Origin of the sequence: Pseudomonas sp. JS3066 (assembly GCF_036328175.1) — a bacterium.
Taxonomy (GTDB): domain Bacteria; phylum Pseudomonadota; class Gammaproteobacteria; order Pseudomonadales; family Pseudomonadaceae; genus Metapseudomonas.
In genome coordinates, this window is record NZ_CP143312.1 from 3,879,562 (window position 1) to 3,904,474 (window position 24,913).

The following is a 24,913-nucleotide window of genomic DNA, read 5'->3' on the forward strand; positions in this document are numbered from 1 at the left end:
ACCGCAAAAAGTTCGTATCTCGCCAACTGTGCGACAAAACGAAGCGGGACAAGGCGGGCGCTCTGGGCGTCCGCAAAAACCCCGGCATCATCGCAGATGGGGGGCGCTCAGCGTCAAGGGCAGTCCTGTATCAGGCGATCTCGCGACGGAACGGCGGCAGGGCATCGAGAATGGCGCGGCCGTAGCGCTGGGTGACCACGCGTCGATCCAACAGCGTGATGGTGCCTCGGTCGGCCTCTGTACGCAGCAGGCGACCACATGCCTGCACCAGACGCAGGGAGGCATCGGGCACGGCAATCTCCATGAAGGGGTTACCGCCGCGGGCCTCGATCCAATCGGACAACGCCGCTTCCACCGGGTCGTCCGGTACGGCGAAGGGAATTTTGGCGATCACCACGTGTTCGCAGTAGGCACCCGGCAAGTCGACACCTTCGGAGAAGCTCGCCAACCCGAAGAGCACGCTGGGCTCGCCGTCGTCCACCCGTGCCTTGTGCTTGTTCAAGGTTTCCTGCTTGGACAGGTTGCCCTGGATCAGCACGCGCTTGCGCCAGTCACGGTCCAGCCCTTCGAAGACATCCTGCATCTGCCGACGCGAGGCAAACAGCACCAGCGTGCCGCGTGCGCCCTCCACCAGAGCAGGCAATTCACGGACGATGGCGGCAGTGTGAGCGGCGGCATCGCGCGGGTCGGCTTTCAGGTCAGGAACACGCAACAGACCGGCATCGGCATGCTGGAACGGGCTAGGCACGACGGCAGTGACCGCGACCTTGGGCAGGCCGGCGCGCATGCGGAAACGGTCAAACTTGCCCAGCGCGGTGAGGGTTGCGGAAGTGACCAGCGCACCGTATGCCACATTCCACAGGTTACGGCGTAGCGTCTCAGCGGCGAGGATTGGGCTGGCATTGACCTCGATGTCATGCAGCGCCCCGCTTTCAGCGAGCGTCAGCCAGCGCGCCATGGGCGGACTGTCCTCCGGATCCTCGGCGGTGAAGGCCGTCCACAGCTCCCAATTACCCTGGGCACGAGACAGCAGGCTACCGAACAGGGGATACCACTCTTCCGCCTGATGACTGGCAACGCCGATGCTGGCTTCACCGTCCATGGCTTCCTTGAGCAACTCGGTCAGCCGGGTGAAGACGTCGTGCAGCCTGGAGAAGCCTTTCTTCAGCTCGATACCCAACTCTCGCAGGTGCTCCGGCACAACACCGGCCTCGAAACGATGGCGGGGACGGTCGCGGCCTTCCATGTCCTCACCGGCGCGGAAGTCCGCAATCTCCTCACAAGCGTTGAACATGAACTGCTGGTGAGTACGAATCTCCCGAGCCAACTCGGGTACGCCTTCCACCAGACGACCGAAATCGCCTGGGAGGGGGTTCTGCGCCAACAGCTTGGTGAGATTCTTCGCCACCTGTTCCAGCCAATCGGCGGTGGAACGCAGTCGGGTGTAATGGGCGAAGTGGCCGATGGCCTTGTCCGGCAGGTGATGACCTTCGTCGAACACGTACATCGTTTCGCGCGGGTCCGGCAGTACGGCACCACCGCCCAGGGCCAGGTCGGCGAGCACCATGTCATGGTTGGTGACGATGACGTCCACCTTGGTCATGCCTTCCCGTGCCTTATAGAAAGCGCACTGCTGGAAGTTCGGGCAATGGCGTTTGGTGCACTGGCTGTGGTCGGTAGTGACGCGAGCCCAGTCCTGGTCCTCGATGGCTTCAGGCCAGGAATCGCGATCGCCGTCCCAACGGTTGCCGGCGAGGCGTTCGATCATCTGATTGAGGAGTTTCTGCCCTTTCTCGTCGACGTCGATGGTGAAGCCTTCGTCGGCGAACAGCTGGGCCGTGGCACTCTGCGCCTGGCCTTCCTGCAGCAGCATGTCGAGCTTGGACAGACAGAGATAGCGGCCACGCCCCTTGGCCAGGGCGAAGCTGAAGTTCAGGCCGCTGTTGCGCATCAGGTCGGGCAGGTCCTTGTGGACGATCTGCTCCTGCAGCGCCACGGTGGCGGTGGCAATCACCAGGCGTTTGCCGGCAGCCTTTGCTGCGGGAATGGTCGCCAGGCTGTAGGCCACGGTCTTGCCGGTACCAGTACCCGCCTCCACCGCCACCACGGCAGGCTCGCCCTCGCGGTGACCTTCGTCGTCCACGGGAATGGCACCCAGGGCCTTGGCTACCTCGGCAATCATCAGGCGCTGGCCATAGCGGGCCTTCAGCCCCTTGGCTTCGAGAAAACGGCTGTAGGCGCCCTGGATCTGGGATTTGAGTTCGGTGCTGAGCATGGATGACTGCGGCGGGAAGAGCTGGATAAATTTTCAGTACTTTAACAGGACGGCTATGATAGCGCGCCTTCTTTTACCCGCCGAATGGAGTTGACCGGATGACTGCCCACGCAGCCCTTTACGCCCTGCATCTGCTGGCCGCCCTGGTATGGGTCGGCGGCATGTTCTTCGCCTGGATGATCCTGCGCCCCGCCGCCGTCGCCACCTTGGAGCCCCCGGCCAGGCTGCGTCTCTGGCTGGATGTGTTCCGCCGTTTCTTCTATTGGGTATGGCCGGCGGTCCTGGTCCTGCCCTTCACCGGCGTGGGCATGCTGCATATGTCGTACGCCAGCATGGAAACCGCGCCGCGCTATGTGCACATGATGATCGGTCTGTATGTGGCGATGCTGGCACTGTTCCTGAGGGTGAGTGCCTTGCTGCTGCCGCAGCTGCGTGCGGCGGTGAATGCGGAAAACTGGCCGGAGGGGGGCGCGGTGCTCGGTCGCATCCGCCGCGTGGTGGGATTCAACCTGCTGATCGGGCTGACGCTGGTGACCATAGTCGCCATTCGCCCCAGTTTCTGAATCAGGCGCACGTCCCTGTGCGCCTGCCCTCGATCAGAATCGTACGACCTTGAAGCTGCCGGTATTGCCGGCAGCACCGACCTTGCCGGGTTGCCCGGCGCGCCCACTCTTGGCGCCGTCGGCCTTGTACAGCAAGCAGCCTTTGCCGGCACCTCCATGGCCACCGGCACCGCCCTCTCCCGCAGCGCCGCCCACGCCACCTTCGAGACGCACGCGCACCAGATCCACCGGGAAAGATGCCGGCACTTCAAGGCGCACCTGACCGCCCGCACCACCAGCCTCGCCATCGGTGCCGGGTTGACCGTCCCAGCCACGGCCGGCGGAGCCCCAGAGGCAACCGGCAGCATCGCCGTCGGCGCCAGCCAGCCCCGGCCGTCCCGGTGCGCCGATGCCGCCGCGCACATCCAGGGTCATTTCATTCACTTGGACATCCACCAGGCGCAGTTCGAGGTTGCGTCCCGCGCTAGCCGGTCTGCTCATGCTGCCGGCCGCGCCCGATGCGGTGATATGGCTGCCGGTACCGATCTCGCCATGCTGCACTTCGAGACGAAAAGCCTTCTCGGACGGTGCGATGCCAAGTCGGGCCTCGCGCCCCATGCGCAACTCGCCAATGCGCAGCTCGGTAACGCCTGCGGGAATCAGTAGTGTGGCGTAGTCGGCCACTTCGACCTGGTCGAGACTGAGGCTCCCAGCTCTGGGGGGCAGCTTGAGGAAGTTGTGAGCGTCCACCTTCACCTGGCCCTGGGCCAGGGCGACGGGGGTGATCAGTGCGAGCAGGAGGCCCAGCTTACGCATGACGTGCCTCCTTGCCGCGATGACGCGGAATGCTGAGCAGATGGAAGACGCCGAACAGGAGCAGCTGCAGGCGGTCCTGCCAGGGATTGGCGCGGCCGTGCAGCAAGGAATTGAACAGCATGATTTCGAACAGGTGGACCAGGATCAGCAGGATTCCGGCACCGTTGAGCAGCATGTCGAATGGTTTTGTGAACGGTGCAGCGACGTTGGCAATGACGACCAGCCAGAACAACAGGGCAACTACCTTGCCCAGCCCCATTAATAAACGCATGCCTTCCTCCCGGCATTGTTCGAGTTTTTGCGGAACATACGCCGAAGCCCGGCGACGCACCAGTGCGTCGCCGGGAAAAGCATTCACTTGCAATCGACTCCTTGATACGGCGCAGGAAATCCGTCAGCGGTCGACCTGGATTTCCACCCTGCGATTCTGCGCGCGCCCGGCATCCGTCTCGTTGTCCGCCACCGGTTTGCTCTCGCCCACGCCTTCGGTCGTCAGCTTGTCAGCAGGTACGCCCTGGCTCGCCAGGAAGTCCGCCACGCTCCTCGCCCGTCGCTCGGAAAGCCCCTGGTTGTACTGATCGGAACCCACGCTGTCGGTGTGGCCGATCACCTTGACGCTGACCAGGTTGGCGCCAGTGAGTCGATTGGCAACTGCTGCCAGTTGGTCTTTCGCTGCAGAGGTCAGTTCGGCCGAATCGAATGCGAAGAGCACGTTGCCCATATCGCTGAGGACGATGACTTCGTCCTGTGGCGGCGGGACGGGCTCCGGAGGTGCCTGCGGATAAGTCCGTTCCGGACAGCCCCGGCTATCGACCGTCGCTCCGGCGGGTGTATTGGGGCAGGTATCGCGACGATCGAAAACACCATCGCCATCGGCATCGCCATCCTGCGCAAAGCAGATGAGGCCACCGACTATGGCACCTGCCGCGGCACCACCGGCCGCCCAGGCAGAACTTTCCACGGCGCCTAACCCACCACCTACGAGACCACCGACCAGACTACAGATTGGCCAATTCCCCTGATTCAACACCGCACGGCCATCACTGGACGTGGACGCGCAACCAGACAGGAAACTGCTGACCAGAAGAAGTGAAATCGCAACCCGGGGAAGTTGGTTGCCCATGATGATTCTCCTGTGCCACCGGCCAGGCCGGTAACACAGGAGTAAAGACCCGGCGCCCACGGCGCACAAGGCGCGCGCCGCAGGCTTACCGGGGTTTAACGGTCGATCTGGATTTCTACGCGACGGTTCATGGAGCGACCGTCTTTGGTGGAGTTGTCGGCCACTGGCTGGCTTTCACCCGCACCACCAACACTGACGATATTGGAGGCCGGGATGCCGCTGCGCACCAGATAGTCTGCAACCGCATGGGCGCGACGCTCGGAGAGTTTCTGGTTGTAGGCGTCGGAACCAACGCTGTCAGTGTGACCGGTGATGGTCAACTTGGCGTCAGGTGCTTCGTTTTTCAGGCGAGTAGCTACGTTGTCGAGGGTGGCTTCGTCTGCCGCATCGAGTTTCGAGGAGTCGAAGGCGAACAGCAGGTCACGGACAACAATGGTTTCGTGCTCGACGACCACTTCTTCAACCACTGGCTCTTCTGCCTTGAGCGGGCAACCGTCAGCGTCCACTTGGGTGCCGGGCGGTGTGCCAGGGCACTTGTCACGGCTGTCGAATACGCCATCGCCGTCTTCGTCACCATCGCCGTGTACCCAGCAATAGGCAGCTGCCGTACCGGCGCCGATCAAGGCGCCCCAGCCAGCGTAAGTACTGCTTTCGATCGCACCCAGCCCCGCACCTACCACACCACCTACTGCTGCACACTTGGGCCAGTCGGTCTTCTGCAGACCGGCGCAACCGGTCAACAAGCTGGTCACCAGGATTAGGGGTAAAGCTGTCCGTGTAATGCTCATAAGCGAGTCTCCTCTTAGAATCGGCCCATACCGACAATTAGGGAGTAAAGACGCCAGCCCCGGAAACCGCCAGCACTAGGCCATGACTCGCCTTCGGGCTAGTCTTGCTCCACTTGTTCGAGGATTTTCGATGACTGACAGCTTCTCTTTCCGCACACCCCAGCAGGCACTCGCGGCCCTGCTCGAACGCTACGCGCCGCAAAGCCTCCTGCTGGTGGGCAACAGCCCGCTTCCTGCCCTTGAAGCGTTCGCCGCCGCACACCCCGACAGCCAGGTCGTGCAAGTGCCAGCCGGAACGCTGCCAGCGGAACAGGCCGCAAAGCGCTTCGACCTCGCCCTGCTGGCGGACTGCCTGGAACACCTGCCCAAGCGAACCGGACTGGAACTGCTTGGCGGTATCCGTAATCTGAATGCCAGTCGGGTGGCGGTGCTGGCCGACCTCAGTGCCTGCGGCTGGCGGGACACCGACTTCTTTTCTCTCGCTCTCCAGGCAAGCGAGCGCTTTCGCCGCGAAGAGCAGACCCTCACTCTGTTCACCTACGACCTGCGCGAATACAAGCAGGTCCCCGATTGGCTGAACGCGAAGTTCTGGGCCAACCCGGAAAACTTCGGCAAATACTGGTGGTAAGCCATGAGCACTGCGATCTGCCCCTGCGGAAGTGGCAACCGCCTCGAAGTCTGCTGCGGCCGCCATCATGTCGGTCATCCTGCCGCCAGCGCCGAGGCACTGATGCGTTCGCGTTACAGCGCCTATGTACTGGGCCTGGTGGATTATCTGGTGGAAACCACCCTGCCCGCCCAGCGCTCCGGGCTGGATATCGAGGCCATCCGCGCCTGGAGCCTTGGCAGCACCTGGCTCGGGCTGGAGGTGGAATGCCATGAGTTGCTCGGCGGCCAGCCGGAGCACGCGTTCGTTACCTTCACTGCACGCTGGCACGACCAGAGTGGTGAGCACAGCCATCGTGAACGTTCGGCTTTCGTCCAGGCGGATAACCACTGGTACTTCCTCGACCCGACCGTCCCGGTGACGGCGAGCCGCAACGATCCTTGCCCTTGTGGCAGTGGCCTCAAGTTCAAGAAATGTTGCTCGAGTTATTTCTGAGGCACTGACAAAAAAGGCCCGCAATCGCGGGCCTTTCTCTATCTATTTGCGCTCTTCAAGCCGCAAATGCGACGTATCTGGCGGGGGGCCTGACGGGGGTGTTTTCTGCTGTCCCATGTCGCTGCCTACGGGCGCCAGGCTGAGAGTGGAGAAGTCGTAGCGTGGCGCCGTCGATTGTGGCTTGGCATCCTGAAGGTCGGCGCCAACCGGCGCGATACCGAAGTCCGGTGCGTCCACACCGACGAAAGCAGCCATGTATTCATCACGCGGCACCACCTTCAAACGACCAGGCGATGCAGCCTGCTGCGCGGCGTTGGGCGCTGGGACCGGCTGAACCTGCGGTTCGGGTTCGGGCGGCGGAGCCAGTTCCACCTCTTCTATTTCCGGTTCCATGGATGCCACTTCGACCAGCGCACCGGCGCGCTCCAGGGTCGAGCGATATTTTTCGGCAGCGGCTTCATCCAGGTTGTTCTTGAGAATCACGCGCCGACCAGAGAACAGCATGGCAACGCGTTGGGCATCGGCCTGGAAAAGCCTGGCCAGATTGGCCTGCACCACTTCCCTTTGCGCCCCTGGTACCAGCTTTCCGGAAAAGGCGATCTCATAACGCCCCATTGGTCACACTCCTGTCCGAATTGTCTTGCAGTATGGCGCAGCTTTTTTTCCCCCCACAACTGGTTGCGGCCGAGCAGTTGCTTGTTACACTGGAGCGTCACTTGGAGTATTGCAATGTTTTCCCAGGCGCAAACGATAAGAATTCTCAGCCTACTGTTTTTCTTCGCCCTCCCATTTTCGGGCCTCAGTGGATGCTCCACCTGGATCAGCGACAGCTTCCAGGACCCCGACGTGCGCCTTCTCAAGGTGGACGTGGTACGCGCCAAACTGCTGGAACAACAGTTCGTGCTGCGTTTTCGCATAGACAACCCCAACGACGTCAGCCTGCCAGTGCGCGGCTTGGTCTACACCGTTCACCTCAATGAAGTGAAGCTGGCATCCGGCGAATCCAGTACCTGGTTCACCGTACCCGCCCATGGCAGCCAGACCTTCGAAGTACCGGTGCGCACCAACCTGTGGCGACACATGAAGTACATCGTGAAGCTGCTGGAAAAGCCCGACGAGCCCATCAAGTACCGCCTGCAAGGCGAAGTTAAGACTGGATTGATGTTCGGCAAGAGCGTGCACCTGAGCCGCAATGGCGAGATAATCCCCGGCAGTTACATCCCGGAGTAGTACCTTCATGAGCCAAGAACCCCACGTACATGGTCCGAACTGCAACCACGACCATGATCACGACCACCATCACGGCCACGTCCACGGCCCGCACTGCAATCACGGCCACCAGGAGCCGGTGCGCAACCCGCTGAAGGAAGTGGGCCGCAACGATCCCTGCCCCTGCGGCAGCCAGAAAAAGTTCAAGAAGTGCCACGGCGCCTGACGTTGCTGACACTCACCAGGCCCGCCAAGTGCGGGCCTTTTCGTTTCCGGACCAAGCCTACGCCCCAGGAGCCTTGTCGATGATCGACCTCTACTACTGGACCACGCCCAACGGCCACAAGATCAGCCTGTTCCTCGAGGAAGCCGGCCTGCCCTATCGACTCCATCCGATCAATATCGGCAGGGACGAGCAGTTCCAGCCGCACTTCCTGAAGATCTCGCCGAACAACCGCATCCCGGCCATCGTCGACCACGAACCAGCAGATGGCGCCGAGCCGCTGTCGCTGTTCGAATCCGGCGCCATTCTGCTCTACCTGGCCGAGAAGACCGGCCGCTTCATTCCCAAGGACCTGCGTGGCCGCCAGGAATGCCTGCAATGGCTGTTTTGGCAAATGGGTGGGCTCGGGCCGATGGCCGGGCAGAACCATCACTTCAACCGTTTCGCCCCGGAGAAGCTGCCCTACGCCATCCAGCGCTACATGAAGGAAACCGCCCGCCTCTATGGCGTGCTGGACAAGCGATTAGCCGACCGCGCCTACGTGGCCGGCAACGAGTACAGCATCGCCGACATGGCCATCTATCCCTGGATCGACCGCCACCCCTGGCAGGAACAGAACCTCGACGACTTCCCCAACCTCAAGCGTTGGTATCTGGATATCCAGGCGCGCCCGGCGACCATCCGCGCCTATGCACTAGTGGAACAGGTGAATCCGGGTAACGTGAAAAAGTAGGGCGGGCGGTGCTTGCACGGCGCGGGGCGGCTCACTAACGTAGCGCGTTTGATCCGATGCCCCTCTCAGGAGAGCCCGTTCCATGGCTTCGCCAGCCTTCAAGCGCTTCCTCCCCCGGTTCTGCGTTGCCGCCGCCGCTGGCGCCATGATCGGTCTCAGTGGCTGCCAGTCCTGGCTGGACAGCCGCTACTCGGACAGCCTGCCGCCCACCTCCGGCTTCCAGCCGGTAAAAGGCCTCGCGCAGAGCGTGTCGATCCGCCGCAACCCGCTGGGCATGCCGCTGATTGAAACCACCACCTTCCACGACGCGCTGTTCACCCTCGGCTACGTCCACGCTTCCGATCGCCTCAGCCAGATGGTTGGCCTGCGCCTGATGGCCGAAGGCCGCCTCGCGGAACTGGCCGGACCCGGCGTGCTGGAAATCGACCGGTTCATGCGCGCCGTGAACCTGCGCAAGAGTGCCGACATCCTCTACAAGAACTCCTCGCCCCGCCTGAAGGAGTTCTTCGCGGTCTACGCCCGCGGCGTCAACGCTTATCTCTATCGCTACCGCGACAAACTGCCGATGGACCTGGCCGAGTCCGGCTACAAACCGGCCTACTGGAAGCCCGAGGACTCGGCGCTGGTCTTCACCCTGCTGAACTTTGGCCTGGCGGTGAACCTGCAGGAGGAAATCGCCTCCCTAGTCCTGGCGCAGAAGGTCGGCGCCGACAAGCTGGCCTGGCTCACCCCCATCTATCCCGACGAACCGCTGCCGTTCGAGGAAGCCGAGAAGCTCAAGGGCCTGCAACTGGGCGGCCAGATTCCTGGCCTGACTGCGCTGGATGATGCCGCCAACCAGATCGCCTCGCTCGACATGCTTGGCGTCGCCGCCTCGAACAACTGGGCCATCGCACCGCAGAAGAGCCGCACCGGCCGCAGCATCCTGGCCAATGACACCCACCTGCCCATCTCCATGCCTTCGGTCTGGAACTTCGTGCAGATCCGCTCGCCGAAGTTCCAGGCCGCCGGTGTCTCCATCGCCGGTGTACCGGCCGTAGTCGCCGGCTACAACGGCAAGCTGGCCTGGGGCATGACCATGGTCATGGGCGACAACCAGGATCTGTTCCTCGAGAAGATCAAGCGCGAAGGCAGCCGTCTTTACTACCAGGCCAACGGCAAGTGGGTGCCTGCCAGCGAGCGCATGGAGACCTTCTTCGTCAAAGGCGAACGCCCGGTACGCGAAGTAATCTACGAAACCCGCCACGGCCCACTGCTGAACTCGGTGCTTGGCCAGCGCAAGCACCCGCTCCAGCCCATGGAAATCAAGAGCGGCTATGGCATCGCCCTGCAGACCAGCCAGTTTGAAGCCGACCAGTCCCTGGACGCCTTCTTTGCCCTGTCCCGCGCACAGTCAGTGGACCAAGCCCACGAGGCCACCCGCTCCATCCGTGCAACGGGCCTGAACATCCTCTACGCCGATGACAAGCACATTGCCTGGCAGGTGACCGGCCGCTACCCGAACCGCCGCGAAGGCCGTGGCCTGCTGCCTTCCCCAGGCTGGGACGGCCGCTACGACTGGGACGGCTACGCCGACCCGATGCTCCATCCTTACGACCAGGACCCGGCTCAGGGCTGGCTCGGCACCGCCAACCACCGCACCGTGCAGGGCGGCTACGGCGTGCAGCTGTCCAACTCCTGGTACTACCCGGAGCGCGCCGAGCGCATCGCCGAACTGGCTGGCGGCAGCGGCAAGCACGACTGGCAGAGCATGATCACCATGCAGTACGACCAGACCAGCCCATTCCCGGCCAAGCTCAAGACCATGCTGCAGGACCCCGGCATGGCCCAGCCGCTCAAACAGGCCATCAATGCCCTGCCGCCCACCGACCGGGCCAAGGCCCAGGAAGGCCTCGACCGTCTGCTGTCGTTCGACGGCCGCCTCAGTCCGACGTCGGCCGACGCCGCCTACTACGGCGCCTTCCTCCACGAAAGCGCGCGGCAGATCTTCCTCGACGAACTGGGCCCGGAGAGCAACCCGGCCTGGCGCGCCCTGGTGCAGACCGCCGACCTGTCCTATTCAGCCCAGGCTGATCACCTGCTGGGGCGCGTCGACAGCCCGTTCTGGGACGATGTGAACACCCCGCAGAAGGAAGACAAGCCAGCCATCCTCGCGCGCAGCCTGGCCGCCGCCGTCAGCTACGCCGAAGGCCGCCTGGGAGCGGACCGCAAGGCCTGGCAATGGGGCAAGCTGCACACCTATGAGTGGGTCACCGACAGCACCCAGCTGGCGCCGTACATGAGCGCCAGCCAGCGCAGCGGCCTCAACGCCCTGAAGGGCTATCTGGATCGCGGCCCCTACCCGGCCGGCGGTGACCACACCACCCTCAACGTCTCGGCCTACCACTGGGGCGAAGACTTCGATACCTGGCTGATTCCGGCCATGCGCATCATCGTCGACTTCGGCCAGCCCGAGCCCATGATCGGTGTGAACAGCTCCGGCCAGTCCGGCAACCCGGCCAGCCCGCACTATGCCGACGGCATCGATGCCTGGCTGAAGGCGCGCTACGTGAAGTTCCCCTTCCAGCCGCAGAACCTCGATGCCGTCTATGGCACCAAGCGCCTGATGCTGACCCCGCAAAAATGATCGGCAAGCGGTGGAACTTCCCACCGCCCCATCGCTCTGATCTGGTGGACTTACTCCATAGATCACATTTCAAGGCACCCTCGGGTGCCTTTTCTTTTGCCCGGCATTCCGCATGGGAGGTAGTGCCCGCAATCTTGCGTAACACCCGCCGGTGCCGCATCCTGCGCCCTTTCCACGGTTTGCCCGGAGCCCCGAGAACCGACCATGCCCGACAGCGCCTTTTCCGGCCGCATCATTCAGAACCTGCTGGACACCGACTTCTATAAGCTGACGATGATGCAGGCGGTGCTGCACAACTATCCCAACGCAGAAGTCGAGTGGGAGTTCCGCTGCCGCAACGATGAAGACCTGACGCCCTACCTCGCGGAAATCCGCTTCCAGATCGAGCAACTGGCGGACATCTCCATCACTCCTGACCAACTGAACTTCCTCGAGCGCATCCCCTTCATCAAGCCGGACTTCACCCGTTTCCTCAGCCTGTTCCGCTTCAACCTGCGCTACCTGCAACTGGGTATCGACAACGGCCAGATCTGCGTCCGCCTGCGCGGCCCCTGGCTGCACGTGATCCTCTTCGAGATTCCGTTACTGGCGATCATCAGCGAAGTCCGCAACCGTTACCGCTATCGCGACGTCAAGTTGACCCACGCCCGCGAAAGGCTCTATCGCAAGCTCGACTGGCTCAAGGCCAATGCCAGTGACGAGGAACTCAGCGGATTCCAGCTGGCGGACTTCGGTACCCGCCGGCGCTTCTCCTATAAGGTCCAGGAAGAAGTCGTGCACATCCTCAAGCGCGACTTCCCCGGCCGTTTCGTCGGCACCAGCAACGTGCACCTGGCCCGCGAGTACGACATCAAGCCCATCGGCACTATGGCCCACGAATGGCTGATGGCCCATCAGCAACTCGGCCCGCGACTGATCGACAGCCAGATCGCCGCGCTCGAGTGTTGGGTCCGCGAGTACCGGGGCCTGCTGGGCATCGCACTGACCGACTGCATCAACATGCAGGCCTTCCTCAACGACTTCGACTTGTACTTCGCCAAGCTCTTCGACGGCCTGCGCCACGACTCCGGCGACCCGCTGCAATGGGCGGAAAGAGCCATCCGGCATTACCAGAATCTGGGCATAGACCCACAGACCAAGACCCTCGTATTCTCCGACGGCCTCGACATGCCCCGCGCACTCGCGCTCTACCGCGCCCTGCGCGGGCGCATCCAGGTCAGCTTCGGCATAGGCACGAACCTGACCTGCGATATCCCGGGGGTCGAGCCCATGAACATCGTGATCAAGATGACAGCCTGCAACGGCCAACCGGTGGCGAAGATTTCCGATGAGCCGGGCAAGACCCAATGCCGCGACGAAAATTTCGTCACCTACCTGAAACACGTTTTCCGCGTCACCGACGCCCAGTAAGGACTCCGCACATGAGCAACCGCCAGCAAGAAATCGCCAAAGCCCTGGATGTTGTCCCGCCCTTCGCCGACGAAGCAGCCCTGGTGGCCGAAGTCGAACGCCGCAAGAGCTTCATCAAGGACTGCCTGCGCAAGTCCGGCCTGAAGGTCCTGGTGCTGGGCATCAGCGGCGGCGTCGATTCCACCACCGCCGGCCGCCTGGCCCAACTCAGCGTCGAGGAGTTGCGTGCCGAGACGGGTGATGCCGGCTACCGTTTCATCGCCGTGCGCCTGCCCTACAACGTCCAGCACGACGAGGCGGATGCGCAGGTGGCGATGAACTTCATTCGTGCCGACGAAGAAGAAACCGTGAACATTGCGGACAGCGTGATCGGGCTGTCCGAGCAGGTTACCCACCTGAACCACCTCACCGACGCGCGCCGCGACTTCGTCACCGGCAACATCAAGGCGCGCATCCGCATGGTGGCCCAGTTCGCCATCGCCAACGCAAACAATGGCCTGGTGATCGGTACCGACCACGCAGCCGAGGCGGTGATGGGCTTCTTCACCAAGTTCGGCGATGGTGCCTGCGACCTCGCCCCCCTCTCCGGTCTGGTAAAGAACCAGGTACGCAGCATTGCCCGTCATTTGGGCGCACCGGAAAGCGCGGTCCACAAAGTGCCCACCGCCGACCTGGAAGAACTGCGCCCCGGCAAGCCCGATGAAGAAGCTCATGGGGTGACCTACATCGAGATCGACGCTTTCCTGCACGGTCAGCAAGTCAGCCCCGAAGCCTACGCCACCATCGTTCGCACCTACGACAACACCCAGCACAAGCGCATCCTGCCGCTGGTGCCCTGAACCTCAGACCACCGGTGCCGGTGGTGGCTCATCAGGAATGGTGGGCTCGCCCGGCTCATGGGGCTGACTCGGCTCGTCGGGCTGTCCCGGATCGCCGGGCCCTTCCTCGTGCAACGGGTCGCGACCGGCCAGTAGTTCGCGCAGGACAGTCCCCAGCAGGAAGCTGGACTCCGGCGACAGTGTCTCTATGAGCTTTTCGATGTGCATCCCGGATTCCTCCGTGGTAGGGAGTTCCCTGGATAGAGCCCCACCCTCCGCCAGGCATTCAAGCTTTCCGACCTGCGGACACCGGGCACAAAAAAACCGGGCATCGAGCCCGGTTCTTTCATTGCCCATTGGCCTCAGGCCTTGGGCAAGGTAACCCCGGTCTGGCCTTGGTACTTGCCGCCACGATCCTTGTAAGAGACCTCACACGCCTCGTCCGACTGCAGGAACAGCATCTGCGCCACGCCTTCGTGAGCATAGATTTTCGCCGGCAGGTTGGTGGTGTTGGAGAACTCCAGGGTCACGTGGCCTTCCCACTCGGGTTCCAGCGGGGTCACGTTGACGATGATGCCGCAACGGGCATAGGTGCTCTTGCCCAGGCAGATGGTCAGCACATCACGGGGAATGCGGAAGTATTCCACAGTGCGGGCCAGCGCGAAGGAGTTCGGCGGAATGATGCAGACGTCGCTGTTGATGTCGACGAAGCTCTTCTCGTCGAAGTTCTTCGGGTCGACCACGGCGGAATGGATGTTGGTGAACACCTTGAATTCGGCGGCGCAGCGCACGTCATAGCCGTAGCTGGAAACGCCGTAGGAAATCACCCGGCTATCGTCCGCACCGCGAATCTGGCGCTCGACGAACGGCTCGATCATGCCGTGCTCCAGCGCCATGCGGCGAATCCACTTATCCGATTTGATGGTCATGGCGGGCGTCCTGTCAGGGGCTGAAAATTTGACGGCGAATCTTACAGCCCGGCGAAAGCCTCGGCAAAGGCCCCGCCGGATGGTCGGAGCGTCAGTCGTCGCTGATAGTGATGTTCGGCATGGCGGTGGCAGCCTGGTCGGACAGCGCAATGCGCGCCCCAACGCAGCGGGCCGCCTGCTGGTAGATCATCGCGATCTGGCTTTCCGGGTCAGCGATGGTGGTGGGTTTGCCACCATCGGACTGCATGCGGATGGCCATGGACAGCGGCAGCGACGCCAGCAGATCCACGCCGTACTGGGCCGCCAGCTTCTCGCCGCCGCCCTCGCCGAACAGGTGCTCGGCGTGTCCGCAGTTGGAGCAGATGTGCACAGCCATGTTTTCCACGACCCCGAGTACCGGGATGTTCACCTTGCGGAACATCTCCACACCCTTCTTGGCATCCAGTAGCGCCAGGTCCTGGGGGGTGGTGACGATCACCGCGCCGGCCACCGGCACCTTCTGCGCCAGGGTCAGCTGGATGTCGCCGGTGCCCGGTGGCATGTCCACAACCAGGTAGTCCAGTTCTTCCCAGGCGGTCTGGGTGATCAGCTGGATAAGCGCGCCTGAGACCATCGGACCGCGCCACACCACAGGGGTGTTGTCGTCGGTCAGGAACGCCATGGACATCACCTGCACGCCATGAGCTTCCACCGGCACGAAGAACTTCTGGTCGCGAACCTTCGGCCGAGTACCTTCGGGAATGCCGAACATGATGCCCTGGCTGGGGCCATAGATATCGGCATCGAGAATGCCCACCCGCGCGCCTTCGCGTGCCAGCGCCAGCGCCAGGTTGGCGGCGGTGGTGGACTTGCCCACGCCGCCCTTGCCGGAGGCCACGGCGATGATGTTCTTCACGTTGGCCAGCGCCGGCACCTGCTCCTGAGCCTTGTGCGCCTCGATGACGCAATCCACCTGGACCTCGGCGCGGTCGACGCCAGCCAGGTTCTCCAGGGCCATTTTCAGCATCTGTGCCCAACCGGACTTGAACAGCCCGGCGGCATAACCCAGCTCCAGGCGCACGCGGACGTTGCCGCCCTGGATATCGACTTCGCGCAGGCAGCCGGCGCTGACCGGGTCCTGGTCGAGGTGGGGATCGGTGAACTGGCGCAGGGTGGCTTCGACCTGGGCGCGGGAAAGGCTACTCATCGCATGACTCCGGAAAGACCGAGCAAATCAGGCGGCTATCCTACCCGACCACCTCACCGCTGGGTCGCCCACGGGTGAAAAAATCGCGCCGGGCCTATATAGTTGCCGACTTCCCTTTTGTTTCGTATCCGGTAGCCGAGCACCATGACCGAGCCCCGCAAGATTCTTGTGACAAGCGCCCTTCCCTATGCCAACGGGTCCATCCACCTCGGGCATATGGTTGAGTACATCCAGACCGATATCTGGGTGCGCTTCCAGAAGATGCGTGGCAACCAGGCTGTCTACGTCTGCGCTGACGACGCCCACGGCTCGGCCATCATGCTGCGCGCCGAAAAGGAAGGCATCACTTCCGAGCAGCTGATCGACAACGTGCGCGCCGAGCACACCACCGACTTCGCCGACTTCCTGGTGGACTTCGACAATTACCACTCCACCCATTCGGAGGAGAACCGCGCGCTGTCCAGCAGCATTTATACCAAGCTGCGCGACGCCGGCCACATCGCCACCCGTCCGGTGACCCAGTACTTCGACCCGGACAAGCAGATGTTCCTGGCAGACCGATTCATCAAGGGCACCTGCCCGAAATGCGCGGCCGACGACCAGTACGGCGACAACTGCGAAGTGTGCGGTGCGACCTACTCGCCTACCGAACTGAAGAACCCGAAGTCCGCCATTTCCGGCGCCACTCCGGTGCTGAAAGAGTCCCTGCACTACTTCTTCAAGCTGCCGGACTTCGACGCCATGCTGAAGGAGTGGACCCGCAGCGGCGCCCTGCAGGATTCGGTGGCCAACAAGATCGCCGAATGGCTGGACGCTGGCCTGCAGGAGTGGGACATCAGCCGTGACGCGCCTTACTTCGGCTTCGAGATCCCGGACGCCCCCGGCAAGTACTTCTATGTCTGGCTGGACGCCCCGATCGGCTACATGGCGAGCTTCCAGAACCTCTGCGCGCGCCGCCCGGAACTGGACTTCGACGCCTTCTGGAACAAGGACTCCAACGCCGAGCTGTACCACTTCATCGGCAAGGACATCGTCAACTTCCACGCCCTGTTCTGGCCCGCCATGCTCGAAGGCGCCGGTTACCGCAAGCCGACCGCGCTGAACGTGCACGGCTACCTGACCGTGAATGGCCAGAAGATGTCCAAGTCCCGCGGCACCTTCATCAAGGCACGCACCTACCTGGATCACCTGCAGCCGGAATACCTGCGCTATTACTACGCGTCCAAGCTGAGCCGCAGCGTCGACGACCTCGACCTGAACCTCGAGGACTTCGTGCAGAAGGTCAACTCCGACCTGGTGGGCAAGGTGGTCAATATCGCCAGCCGCTGCGCCGGCTTTATCCACAAGGGCAATGCCGGCAAGCTGGTAGCCGAGAACGCCGCGCCCGAGCTGTTCACCGAGTTCGCTGCCGCCGCACCGAGCATCACCGAAGCCTACGAGAACCGTGACTTCGCCCGCGCCATGCGCGAAATCATGGCCCTGGCCGACCGCGCCAATGCCTGGATCGCCGACAAGGCGCCCTGGGCCCTGGCCAAGCAGGAAGGCAAGCAAGCCGAAGTGCAGGCCGTATGCGCCGCAGGCGTCAACCTGTTCCGCCAGCTGGTGATCTTCCTCAAGCCCGTGCTGCCGCAACTGGCCGTCGCTGCCGAGCAATTCCTCAATGTCGCCCCGCTGGCCTGGGATGACCATAAGACGCTGCTCGCCGACCACCAACTGAACCCGTTCAACCCGCTGATGACCCGCATCGAGCCTGCGAAGATCGAAGCCATGGTCGCCGCCTCCAAGGAAGACCTGGCGGCCGCCTCGGCGCCGAAAGGCAATGGCGAACTGACGAAGGACCCGCTGGCGGCGGAAATCGCCTTCGACACCTTCGCCGCCGTCGACCTGCGCATCGCGCTGATCGAGAAGGCCGAGTTCGTCGAAGGCGCTGACAAGCTGCTGCGCCTGACCCTGGATATCGGCGATGCCAAGCGCAACGTCTTCTCCGGCATCAAGAGCGCCTACCCGGACCCGAGCAAGCTGGAAGGCCGCCTCACCCTGTACGTCGCCAACCTGGCGGCGCGCAAGATGAAGTTCGGCGTCTCCGAAGGCATGGTCCTGGCCGCCGGCCCCGGAGGCGAGGAAATCTACCTGCTCAGCCCGGACAGCGGCGCCAAGCCCGGTCAGCGCGTCAAGTAACACCACAAGCTCCAAAAAAAATGCCCGCTCCTGCGGGCATTTTTGTTCAGGAGCACCGGCAATCCACTCTCGCACCGGATACGTTGGAAGCGAGGCCCATCGCTGGCTTCAGCCCGCCAACCGAATTCGCATGGTCCTGAGCTAGCCTTGTAACAGAGCCCGGCCCTCACGGCCGTGCCCCTGTACCGCTCCGACTGCATTCCGGATAATACGCGGCCCCTTTTTCAGCCTGGCGACGCTACGTCCCTATGACCGACTTCATCTTCGCCCTGCTCGGTGCAGCGCTGGTCAACAACCTCATCCTCGGCCTGCCCCTTGGCGCCGACAGCCTGCGCCAGTCGCGCAGCCGGGCGCTGGCCCTGGCGGGTGGCGCGCTGATCGCCGTGGCTACCCCGATTGCCTGGCTGCTCGACCAGTTCGTCCTGGTTCCTTTGGAGCTGGGCGCGCTACGTCTGTTCATCTTCCTGCCTTTGCTCGCCCCGCTCGCTTGGCTCTGCCTCGAAGGCGTCGGCCGCGCTTGCCCTAGCCTGCCTCGCGAGGGGCTCTGGCCGCTGTTGCTGGCGAACGGTGCAGCACTGGGCGCCATGCTCATCGGCAGTGAGAGCGGCTTTGGAGTGGCTATCGGCCTGGGCCTCGGCGGAGGCCTGGGATTCTGGTTGGTGCTGACCCTGCTGGACGATCTGCTGCAGCAAGTGGATGAAACGAAGGTGCCGGCCGCCTTTCGCGGCACGCCCTTGCTGCTGGTCTGCGCCGGCCTGATGGGCCTGGCCTTCCTGGGATTCAATGGCATGGGGGCGCAATGAGCCAGGCCAGCCTGATCCAGAGCATCGACGCCCTGCTGCCACAAACCCAGTGCGGCAAGTGTGGTCACCCCGGGTGCAAGCCCTACGCCGAAGGCATCGCCCAGGGCGAGGCAATCAACAAGTGCCCCCCCGGCGGCAGCGCCACCATTCATGCCCTGGCCGACCTGCTGAAGGTCCAGCCCCTTCCGCTGGATGCACCCAACGGCCCGGTTCCGCCGCAGATCGCGTTCATCCGCGAGGCGGAATGCATTGGCTGCACCAAGTGCATCCAGGCCTGCCCGGTGGACGCCATCGTCGGCGCCGCCAAGCAGATGCACACCGTCATCACGGATGAATGCACCGGCTGCGAACTCTGTGTGGCGCCCTGTCCCGTGGACTGCATCGACATCCTGCCCCTGGCCGAACCTGCCGCAAGCGCCCAGCGCCAGCACGCCGACCAGTTCCGTCAGCGTTTCGAGTTTCGCAACGCACGACTTGCCCGTGACGACGCTCGTCGCCGGGCTGAACGCGAAGCCCGTGCCGCCCGAGCCGCAGAGGCCCCGCAGAGCACTGCCGCTGCGCCGCTGGACGCGGTGCAGGCTGCCATCGAACGGGTGAAGGCCCAGAAGGCCGCCACCCCGAGTCTCAGCGACCAGCAGAAGCGCCTGAAGATCGAAGCTGCCATGGCTCAGGTGGCGCTGAAGAAGGCCGAAGACAAGCTGGAGGTTTATGGCACTTCCGACTTGCAGGCTCTGGTCGTCGAATTACGTGCCGCCAACGAGAAGGCCCAGGCCGCACTCAAGGCAGCCTTGGAAGACGCCGCTCCGCAGGCAGACGAAGCCACCCTCAAGCAGGCGAAAATCGCCGCTGCAATGAGCCGCACCCAGTTGGCGAGGGCCGAGAAAGCCTTCGGCGAATCCCCCACTGAGGATCAGCAGGCCCAACTGGTCGAACTGCGTGCGGCCGTGGAGCAGGCTCAACAACGACTGGATGCAGCCCATGGCTCGCCAGCCGCACCCGCCCCCATCAGCGAAGGCGAGGCCCGCCTCAAGCAGGCCAAGATTGCCCTTGCCAGCCACCGAGCGGCGCTCAAGAGCGCCGAGCATCGGGGCGCGAACGCGGCCGAACTGGCGTCCTTGCGCCTGGCACTCGCCGATGCTGAAACCGCCCTGCACACCGCCGAAGACGCTTCGGGCAAGCAACCACCGAATTTGCAGCGTATCGAGAAGCGCCCGGTTGACCCAGCCATGCGCGCCATCAAGACCGAGTTGGCTTATGCCCGCGCCGACCTCAGCAAGCTGGAACGCCAGCCCGATGCCGACCCGGCGGCACTGGCCCAGGCCCGCGAGCGCCTGCATAAGGCTGAGCAAGCACTAAATGAACAACCCAGACCGTAGCCCTTGTAGGAGCGTGCTTGCTCGCGAACAGATGTGGAACTGCATTCTTCGCGAGCAAGCTCGCTCCTACGATTTCTTGCAGGTCCGCTCATGACGACCCGCCCGGCCTTCGACCCGCGCCCCAGCATGCAACTGGTGCTGGTCGCTTGCCTGCCGGGCCTGCTCGCCCTGTTCTGGCAATACGGCTGGGGCAGCCTCCTGCAATTGATGATCGCCATCCCGGTCGCCCTGATCTGTGAAGCTGTAGTACGTCGCCAGCTCCGGCAGCCCGCCACGCCCGAAACCTCACTGTTCAACCAGCCGCTGCTGGGCGAGGGCAGCGCCTTGGTCAGCGCAACGCTGCTGGCACTTGCCCTGCCGCCCTATTCGCCCTGGTGGCTTACCGCCTGCGCCTGTGCCTTTGCCCTGCTGTTCGGCAAGGCACTGTTCGGCGGTTTTGGCCAGAACCCCTTCAACCCGGCCATGCTCGGCTACGCCCTGGTGCTGGTGGCCTTCCCGGCACACCTCAACCAATGGCCCGCGCCGGGCCAGCACCCCGGCCTGGGTGAATCCCTGCAGCAGGTGTTGGGCTTCGGCGGCGGACTGGTGGATGGCTGGAGCCAGGCCACCGCGCTGGACAGCCTCAAGCACAACAACCGCCTGACCATCGACGAGCTCTTCGCCGGTCACCACGCGTTCGGCAGCTTTGGTGGGCGCGGCACGGAATGGGTCAATCTGGCGTTCCTGCTGGGTGGCCTGTTCCTGCTGCAACGCCAGGTGATTCGCTGGCACGCGCCAGTGGGCCTGCTGGCAGGTCTCTTCGTGATCAGCCTGCTGTGCTGGAACGGCTCCGGCTCGGACTCCAATGGTTCACCCCTGTTCCACCTGTTCAGCGGCGCGACGATGCTCGGTGCGTTCTTCATTGCCACCGAACCCGTATCCGGCGCCGGTAGTGATCGCGCGCGACTGTTGTTCGGCGTAGGCGCCGGCGTCCTGGTGTATGCGATCCGTACCTGGGGTGGCTATGCGGACGGCATGGCCTTCGCCATCCTGCTGATGGACCTGGTCGTGCCGACCCTCGACCGCCTCGCCGCGCGTGGCCAGGAGACGCAGTCATGAACGGGCGCAGCCTGGCATTGCTGGCCGCACTGGCGGGACTTGGCCTGGCCGTAGTGGTCGTCACCAGCCAACTGCTCGATGGCCGCATAGCGGCCGAACGCCGCTCCGCCGACGAGCGTGCCCTGCTCGATCTGCTTCCCCCTGGCAGCTACGACAACCATCCACTGGCCCAACCCATCACCCTGCCCGCCAGCGAACTGCTGGGTGAACCGGCGCCAACCCAGGCCTGGCTCGCTACTCGCGAAGGCACTCCGGTAGCCGTTCTGCTTCCGGCCACCGCCAAAGGATACGAGGGGCCGATCCGCCTGCTGCTGGCCATACGCCCGGACGGACGCCTGCTGGCCACCAAGGTCCTCGACCACCGGGAAACCGCGGGAATAGGTGACCGAATCGAACCCGCCCGCAGCAGCTGGCTGCAAATCTTCGCCGACGCCTCCCTGGCCAGCCATCCAGAAGCGGAATGGCGAGTCGAGGCCGACAAGGGCGAGTTCGACCAGATTGCCGGCGCCACCATCACTTCCCGCGCCGTAGTCAGCGCCATCCAGCACGCGCTGCAGTACTTCGATGGCCATCGCCAATTGCTGCTCGGGAGCCCATCGCCATGAACGCCCGACAACTCGGATTGATGGGCCTGGCCTTGCTGACAGGTGCCACCGACCTGCTGATCAAAGGGCTGGGGCTCGCCTTGGCCGGATTGCCTGTCCTTGCGGTATTTGGCCTGCTCCTGCCGTTGCTGCGGCGCCATCTGCAAGACACCGGCTACTGGTTCGGCGCGATGCTGCTGGCCGCCCTGCTGACGAGCCTGGCCAGTCTGCTGTTGCAGGCCGGCGCCTTCGAGCTGCATCGCGCCCTCGGCCCCTACCTCTACCTGCTGGTACTGCCGTGCCTGCAACTCGCCGCAATGGATTCCACGGCCGCCGGCGGCCTGCGCGCGGGGCTCGTCTTCACGTTGCTCGCCCTGCTGCTGGGCACCCTGCGGGAAGCCCTCGGACATGCCAGTCTGTTCGCCCACTTCGACTGGCTGCTGGGGCCGGTCGCGCTCGGCTGGCGCTTGCAGTTCGGCGCCGATGGCATTCCCCTGTTCGCCCTCGCACCTGGCGCCTTTATCCTGCTCGGCACACTAATGGCCCTCTGGCGCCAACTGACCACGAAGACCGCTGACTCCTGATGAACGCCGCCAAACGCTACGAAATCTTCCGCCGCCTCCACGACGACGACCCCAACCCCACCACCGAACTGGCCTACAGCACGCCGTTCGAGTTGCTGATCGCGGTCATCCTTTCCGCCCAGTCGACCGATGTCGGTGTGAACAAGGCCACGGCGAAGCTGTACCCGGTGGCCAATACCCCGGAAGCCATCCATGCCCTGGGTGTGGAAGGCCTGTCGGAGTACATCAAGACCATCGGCCTGTACAACAGCAAGGCAAAGAACGTCATCGAGACGTGCCGCATCCTCGTCGAGAAGCACGGCAGCCAGGTGCCGGACAACCGCGAGGACCTCGAGGCCCTGCCCGGCGTGGGCCGCAAGACGGCCAACGTGGTGCTCAATACCGCCTTCCGCCAACCCGCCATGGCCGTGGACACGCACATCTTCCGAGTCAGCAATCGCACCGGCATCGCCCCCGGTAAAAACGTGCTGGAAGTCGAGAAAAAGCTGCTGAAATTCGTGCCAAAAGAATTCCTGCTGGATGCCCACCACTGGCTGATCCTGCACGGCCGCTATGTCTGCGTGGCCCGCAAACCGCGCTGTGGCGCATGCCGTATAGAGGACCTGTGCGAATACAAGGCGAAGACGTCCGACGATTGATGTCCTATTGATTCACTCAGGTATCTGATTGAAAAAATCTTTTTTACCGGCTCTGGCTTTGTGGTTATAAGGTGCGCCAATAGCGCCCCGCATTGTGGAGTGAACCTTATGACCACTGCCAAAGAAGAAATCGAACTCGAAGAGGAATTCGTCTCCGAGGAATCCGACGATTCGGAAGCCCCGGCCGAAACCGCGAAGACCAACCTGACCAAGCGCCGCATCATCGACAACTACCTCGAAGAACGCCGCCTGCAGAAACAGCTCTCCGACTACGACTTCGACCTGTAAGTGGCGCCTTGCCTGAAAAGCCCCGCAAATGCGGGGCTTTTTGTTGGTGCAGCGGATCGACCTTCGGTCCAGGAGCCTTGTAGGAGCTAGCTTGCTAGCGAAAAGGGGCCATTCGCTGGCAAGCCAGCTCATACGGGCAATGGAGCTACCTGCAACATTCAGTGCAGACAGGCCGACCCCAAGCGCTATCAGCTCAGGGGACCAGCCAGACAAAAAGAAGCCGGCACAAGGCCGGCTTTATAAGGACGCACAACAAATCGGTCAGCGCAGCTTTTCCATCATCTGGTAGTACCACATGCCTACCGCCAGCATGTGATTGCCGAGGCGCTCGCTCAGCGGCACCCGGATATGCTGGCACTGGGCGAAGGTGTCGAACTTCTCCAGGCTGCCGCTCATGGCATTGGCCATGACCTCACCCATGATGTGGGTGGTCGCCACGCCGTGGCCGGAGTAGCCCTGGCAGTACCAGACGTTCTTCGACAGCTTGCCCAGCTGCGGGATGCGGTTCATCACGATGCCCATGGCGCAGCTCCACTTGAAGTCGATCTCCACGCCCTTGAGTTTCGGGAACGTGCGCTCGATGCAGGGGCGCAGCTCTGCGGCGATATCGCGGGAGTCGCGGCCGGAGTAGTTGGCACCACCGCCGAACAGCAGGCGACCATCGCCCGTCATGCGGTAGTAGTCGAGCACGAAGCGGCAGTCGTACACGGCCAGGTCCTGCGGGTTGAGTTCCTTGGCCAGGTCGCCCAGGGGTTTGGTGGTAACGATCCCGCCCATGGCCGGGAAGATCATGCCCTTGAGCTTCTTGCGCTCCAGCTTGTGGTAGACGTCCCCTGCCAGCAGGATTTGCTGGGCGTTGATCCGGCCACGGCTGGTGACCACCGCCGGGCGGTCGCCGTGGATGATGTCCTGCACCTCGGAATGCTCGAAGATCAGCGCGCCCAGACTGGCAGCGGCCTTGGCTTCGCCGATGCACAGGTTCAGCGGATGCAGGTGCATGTTGCGGGTGTTCTTGATGGCGCCGACGTACAGATTGGAATCCAGGTGTTCGCGCACGCCGGCCGCATCCAGCAGGGTCACGTCGTCCGCCATGCCACGGCGCACCGCTTCGTCATAGGAAGCCTTCAGCTCGTCCATGTGCGAGGCCTTCATCGCGGCATGCAGGTGGCCATGCTTCAGGTCGCACTGGATGCCGTACTTCGCCACGCGGCTCTTGATGATTTCGTGACCACGCCAGCGCAGATACCAGATGAAGTCGTCCACATCCTTGCCGAGGAACTTGCTCATCTGCTTGCGCATGGCCGCATCGCCGGAAAGGCTGCCAGTCACCTGGCCGCCGTTGCGGCCGGTGGCGCCCCAGCCAATCTTGTGGGTCTCCACCAGGGCGACCTTGTAGCCGCGCTCCGCCATTTCCACTGCCGTGGCTACACCGGTGAAGCCGCCACCAATAATGGCGACGTCGACATTCACTTCACCTTCGAGCGTGGGGTACGCGGTCTCCTCGTTGAGGGTCGCGGAGTAATAGGAAGGCGCGCGCTCGGCGGCGGGCAGCGGATGTCTGATTGCAGCGGTCATGGGTGGATC

The 24,913-nt window shown here is 63.4% G+C and carries 27 protein-coding genes; 17 read left to right on the top strand and 10 right to left on the bottom strand.

The features are described 5' to 3' along the window. Positions 1–130: 130 nt before the first annotated feature. A complete protein-coding gene (dinG, locus tag SA496_RS18300) occupies positions 131–2,275 on the bottom strand; it encodes an ATP-dependent DNA helicase DinG (protein ID WP_330114262.1) in 2,145 nt (714 codons plus the stop codon). Positions 2,276–2,373: 98 nt separating this feature from the next. Between dinG and SA496_RS18305 the strand changes: the two genes are divergently transcribed. Then, on the top strand, positions 2,374–2,838 hold the full coding sequence (locus SA496_RS18305) for a CopD family protein (protein WP_153917284.1): 465 nt from the start codon (positions 2,374–2,376) through the stop codon (positions 2,836–2,838). 33 nt (positions 2,839–2,871) lie between these two features. Here the strand turns inward: SA496_RS18305 and SA496_RS18310 are convergent, their stop codons facing one another. From SA496_RS18310 to SA496_RS18325, 4 genes are all read right to left on the bottom strand, one after another. Then, positions 2,872–3,633: a collagen-like protein gene (locus SA496_RS18310; RefSeq protein ID WP_120649797.1), complete on the bottom strand. Its 762-nt coding sequence runs from the start codon at positions 3,631–3,633 to the stop codon at positions 2,872–2,874. Next, positions 3,626–3,991, bottom strand: a complete 366-nt coding sequence (locus SA496_RS18315) for a DUF1145 domain-containing protein (RefSeq protein ID WP_330114263.1) — start codon at positions 3,989–3,991, stop codon at positions 3,626–3,628. The genes SA496_RS18310 and SA496_RS18315 overlap by 8 nt, the downstream gene beginning before the upstream one ends. A 36-nt stretch (positions 3,992–4,027) precedes the next feature. Then, positions 4,028–4,756, bottom strand: a complete 729-nt coding sequence (locus tag SA496_RS18320) for an OmpA family protein (protein WP_120649795.1) — start codon at positions 4,754–4,756, stop codon at positions 4,028–4,030. Between the two features lie 95 nt (positions 4,757–4,851). Then, positions 4,852–5,544: an OmpA family protein gene (locus SA496_RS18325; protein WP_120649794.1), complete on the bottom strand. Its 693-nt coding sequence runs from the start codon at positions 5,542–5,544 to the stop codon at positions 4,852–4,854. Positions 5,545–5,674: 130 nt separating this feature from the next. Here SA496_RS18325 and SA496_RS18330 point away from each other — a divergent pair, with 130 nt between their 5' ends. Both SA496_RS18330 and SA496_RS18335 read left to right on the top strand, forming a co-directional pair. Further along, positions 5,675–6,172, top strand: a complete 498-nt coding sequence (locus SA496_RS18330) for a DUF6231 family protein (RefSeq protein ID WP_120649793.1) — start codon at positions 5,675–5,677, stop codon at positions 6,170–6,172. A 3-nt stretch (positions 6,173–6,175) separates the two neighbouring features. Continuing rightward, entirely contained in the window at positions 6,176–6,646 is a 471-nt protein-coding gene (locus SA496_RS18335; protein ID WP_153917280.1) for a YchJ family protein, read from the top strand. A 42-nt stretch (positions 6,647–6,688) separates the two neighbouring features. Here SA496_RS18335 and SA496_RS18340 read toward each other — a convergent pair whose 3' ends face one another. Further along, on the bottom strand, positions 6,689–7,261 hold the full coding sequence (locus SA496_RS18340) for a hypothetical protein (RefSeq protein WP_120649791.1): 573 nt from the start codon (positions 7,259–7,261) through the stop codon (positions 6,689–6,691). Positions 7,262–7,375: 114 nt separating this feature from the next. On the opposite strand from SA496_RS18340, the gene SA496_RS18345 reads away from it, so the two are divergent. The 6 genes from SA496_RS18345 to nadE all read left to right on the top strand — a co-directional run bounded on the left by SA496_RS18345 (position 7,376) and on the right by nadE (position 13,686). Continuing rightward, on the top strand, positions 7,376–7,876 hold the full coding sequence (locus SA496_RS18345; protein ID WP_120649790.1) for an LEA type 2 family protein: 501 nt from the start codon (positions 7,376–7,378) through the stop codon (positions 7,874–7,876). A 7-nt stretch (positions 7,877–7,883) separates the two neighbouring features. Next, entirely contained in the window at positions 7,884–8,081 is a 198-nt protein-coding gene (locus SA496_RS18350) for an SEC-C metal-binding domain-containing protein (RefSeq protein ID WP_120649789.1), read from the top strand. A 79-nt stretch (positions 8,082–8,160) separates the two neighbouring features. Continuing rightward, complete coding sequence (locus SA496_RS18355; RefSeq protein WP_330114264.1) at positions 8,161–8,811, top strand: glutathione binding-like protein; 651 nt, start codon at positions 8,161–8,163, stop codon at positions 8,809–8,811. An 82-nt stretch (positions 8,812–8,893) separates the two neighbouring features. Beyond that, positions 8,894–11,437, top strand: a complete 2,544-nt coding sequence (locus SA496_RS18360; RefSeq protein ID WP_120649787.1) for a penicillin acylase family protein — start codon at positions 8,894–8,896, stop codon at positions 11,435–11,437. 204 nt (positions 11,438–11,641) lie between these two features. Continuing rightward, positions 11,642–12,847, top strand: a complete 1,206-nt coding sequence (gene pncB, locus SA496_RS18365; protein WP_330114265.1) for a nicotinate phosphoribosyltransferase — start codon at positions 11,642–11,644, stop codon at positions 12,845–12,847. Between the two features lie 11 nt (positions 12,848–12,858). Continuing rightward, positions 12,859–13,686 (top strand): ammonia-dependent NAD(+) synthetase, encoded by an 828-nt coding sequence (gene nadE / locus SA496_RS18370; RefSeq protein ID WP_120649785.1) that lies wholly within the window; start codon positions 12,859–12,861, stop codon positions 13,684–13,686. A gap of 3 nt (positions 13,687–13,689) precedes the next feature. On the opposite strand, the gene SA496_RS18375 is transcribed toward nadE, so the two are convergent. The 3 genes from SA496_RS18375 to apbC form a co-directional block, all read right to left on the bottom strand. Continuing rightward, positions 13,690–13,893 carry a hypothetical protein gene (locus SA496_RS18375; protein WP_153917271.1) on the bottom strand — a complete coding sequence of 68 codons (204 nt, stop codon included), beginning with the start codon at positions 13,891–13,893 and terminating at the stop codon, positions 13,690–13,692. 134 nt (positions 13,894–14,027) lie between these two features. Beyond that, positions 14,028–14,594, bottom strand: coding sequence for a dCTP deaminase (dcd, locus tag SA496_RS18380; protein ID WP_153917269.1), 567 nt, complete (start codon positions 14,592–14,594; stop codon positions 14,028–14,030). A gap of 91 nt (positions 14,595–14,685) precedes the next feature. After that, positions 14,686–15,780 carry an iron-sulfur cluster carrier protein ApbC gene (apbC, locus tag SA496_RS18385; protein ID WP_330114266.1) on the bottom strand — a complete coding sequence of 365 codons (1,095 nt, stop codon included), beginning with the start codon at positions 15,778–15,780 and terminating at the stop codon, positions 14,686–14,688. Between the two features lie 144 nt (positions 15,781–15,924). Between apbC and metG the strand changes: the two genes are divergently transcribed. The 8 genes from metG (at position 15,925) to SA496_RS18425 (ending at position 23,329) form a co-directional block, all read left to right on the top strand. Further along, positions 15,925–17,958 (top strand): methionine--tRNA ligase, encoded by a 2,034-nt coding sequence (metG, locus tag SA496_RS18390; RefSeq protein ID WP_120649781.1) that lies wholly within the window; start codon positions 15,925–15,927, stop codon positions 17,956–17,958. A 248-nt stretch (positions 17,959–18,206) separates the two neighbouring features. Then, a complete protein-coding gene (locus SA496_RS18395) occupies positions 18,207–18,761 on the top strand; it encodes an Rnf-Nqr domain containing protein (protein ID WP_330114267.1) in 555 nt (184 codons plus the stop codon). Then, positions 18,758–20,137, top strand: a complete 1,380-nt coding sequence (gene rsxB, locus SA496_RS18400) for an electron transport complex subunit RsxB (protein WP_330114268.1) — start codon at positions 18,758–18,760, stop codon at positions 20,135–20,137. Before SA496_RS18395 ends, rsxB begins: the two co-directional genes overlap by 4 nt. Before the next feature lie 90 nt (positions 20,138–20,227). After that, complete coding sequence (locus SA496_RS18405) at positions 20,228–21,235, top strand: RnfABCDGE type electron transport complex subunit D (protein ID WP_330114269.1); 1,008 nt, start codon at positions 20,228–20,230, stop codon at positions 21,233–21,235. Continuing rightward, a complete protein-coding gene (locus tag SA496_RS18410) occupies positions 21,232–21,840 on the top strand; it encodes an RnfABCDGE type electron transport complex subunit G (protein ID WP_153917263.1) in 609 nt (202 codons plus the stop codon). Before SA496_RS18405 ends, SA496_RS18410 begins: the two co-directional genes overlap by 4 nt. Next, complete coding sequence (locus SA496_RS18415; RefSeq protein ID WP_120649776.1) at positions 21,837–22,403, top strand: Rnf-Nqr domain containing protein; 567 nt, start codon at positions 21,837–21,839, stop codon at positions 22,401–22,403. Before SA496_RS18410 ends, SA496_RS18415 begins: the two co-directional genes overlap by 4 nt. Continuing rightward, positions 22,403–23,041: an endonuclease III gene (nth, locus tag SA496_RS18420; RefSeq protein ID WP_120649775.1), complete on the top strand. Its 639-nt coding sequence runs from the start codon at positions 22,403–22,405 to the stop codon at positions 23,039–23,041. The genes SA496_RS18415 and nth overlap by 1 nt, the downstream gene beginning before the upstream one ends. A 108-nt stretch (positions 23,042–23,149) precedes the next feature. Then, entirely contained in the window at positions 23,150–23,329 is a 180-nt protein-coding gene (locus SA496_RS18425) for a PA3496 family putative envelope integrity protein (protein WP_077527797.1), read from the top strand. A 261-nt stretch (positions 23,330–23,590) separates the two neighbouring features. Here the strand turns inward: SA496_RS18425 and SA496_RS18430 are convergent, their stop codons facing one another. Beyond that, positions 23,591–24,904 (bottom strand): NAD(P)/FAD-dependent oxidoreductase, encoded by a 1,314-nt coding sequence (locus tag SA496_RS18430; RefSeq protein WP_330114270.1) that lies wholly within the window; start codon positions 24,902–24,904, stop codon positions 23,591–23,593. Positions 24,905–24,913 lie beyond the last annotated feature (9 nt).

Bases quoted from the DNA above. Each gene is read 5' to 3' on its own strand.
- dinG (WP_330114262.1), bottom strand. From the start codon at position 2,275: ATGCTCAGCACCGAACTCAAATCCCAGATCCAGGGCGCCTACAGCCGT.
- SA496_RS18305 (WP_153917284.1), top strand. From the start codon at position 2,374: ATGACTGCCCACGCAGCCCTTTACGCCCTGCATCTGCTGGCCGCCCTG.
- SA496_RS18310 (WP_120649797.1), bottom strand. From the start codon at position 3,633: ATGCGTAAGCTGGGCCTCCTGCTCGCACTGATCACCCCCGTCGCCCTG.
- SA496_RS18320 (WP_120649795.1), bottom strand. From the start codon at position 4,756: ATGGGCAACCAACTTCCCCGGGTTGCGATTTCACTTCTTCTGGTCAGC.
- SA496_RS18325 (WP_120649794.1), bottom strand. From the start codon at position 5,544: ATGAGCATTACACGGACAGCTTTACCCCTAATCCTGGTGACCAGCTTG.
- SA496_RS18330 (WP_120649793.1), top strand. From the start codon at position 5,675: ATGACTGACAGCTTCTCTTTCCGCACACCCCAGCAGGCACTCGCGGCC.
- SA496_RS18335 (WP_153917280.1), top strand. From the start codon at position 6,176: ATGAGCACTGCGATCTGCCCCTGCGGAAGTGGCAACCGCCTCGAAGTC.
- SA496_RS18340 (WP_120649791.1), bottom strand. From the start codon at position 7,261: ATGGGGCGTTATGAGATCGCCTTTTCCGGAAAGCTGGTACCAGGGGCG.
- SA496_RS18345 (WP_120649790.1), top strand. From the start codon at position 7,376: ATGTTTTCCCAGGCGCAAACGATAAGAATTCTCAGCCTACTGTTTTTC.
- SA496_RS18350 (WP_120649789.1), top strand. From the start codon at position 7,884: ATGAGCCAAGAACCCCACGTACATGGTCCGAACTGCAACCACGACCAT.
- SA496_RS18355 (WP_330114264.1), top strand. From the start codon at position 8,161: ATGATCGACCTCTACTACTGGACCACGCCCAACGGCCACAAGATCAGC.
- SA496_RS18360 (WP_120649787.1), top strand. From the start codon at position 8,894: ATGGCTTCGCCAGCCTTCAAGCGCTTCCTCCCCCGGTTCTGCGTTGCC.
- pncB (WP_330114265.1), top strand. From the start codon at position 11,642: ATGCCCGACAGCGCCTTTTCCGGCCGCATCATTCAGAACCTGCTGGAC.
- nadE (WP_120649785.1), top strand. From the start codon at position 12,859: ATGAGCAACCGCCAGCAAGAAATCGCCAAAGCCCTGGATGTTGTCCCG.
- SA496_RS18375 (WP_153917271.1), bottom strand. From the start codon at position 13,893: ATGCACATCGAAAAGCTCATAGAGACACTGTCGCCGGAGTCCAGCTTC.
- dcd (WP_153917269.1), bottom strand. From the start codon at position 14,594: ATGACCATCAAATCGGATAAGTGGATTCGCCGCATGGCGCTGGAGCAC.
- apbC (WP_330114266.1), bottom strand. From the start codon at position 15,780: ATGAGTAGCCTTTCCCGCGCCCAGGTCGAAGCCACCCTGCGCCAGTTC.
- metG (WP_120649781.1), top strand. From the start codon at position 15,925: ATGACCGAGCCCCGCAAGATTCTTGTGACAAGCGCCCTTCCCTATGCC.
- SA496_RS18395 (WP_330114267.1), top strand. From the start codon at position 18,207: ATGACCGACTTCATCTTCGCCCTGCTCGGTGCAGCGCTGGTCAACAAC.
- rsxB (WP_330114268.1), top strand. From the start codon at position 18,758: ATGAGCCAGGCCAGCCTGATCCAGAGCATCGACGCCCTGCTGCCACAA.
- SA496_RS18405 (WP_330114269.1), top strand. From the start codon at position 20,228: ATGACGACCCGCCCGGCCTTCGACCCGCGCCCCAGCATGCAACTGGTG.
- SA496_RS18410 (WP_153917263.1), top strand. From the start codon at position 21,232: ATGAACGGGCGCAGCCTGGCATTGCTGGCCGCACTGGCGGGACTTGGC.
- SA496_RS18415 (WP_120649776.1), top strand. From the start codon at position 21,837: ATGAACGCCCGACAACTCGGATTGATGGGCCTGGCCTTGCTGACAGGT.
- nth (WP_120649775.1), top strand. From the start codon at position 22,403: ATGAACGCCGCCAAACGCTACGAAATCTTCCGCCGCCTCCACGACGAC.
- SA496_RS18425 (WP_077527797.1), top strand. From the start codon at position 23,150: ATGACCACTGCCAAAGAAGAAATCGAACTCGAAGAGGAATTCGTCTCC.
- SA496_RS18430 (WP_330114270.1), bottom strand. From the start codon at position 24,904: ATGACCGCTGCAATCAGACATCCGCTGCCCGCCGCCGAGCGCGCGCCT.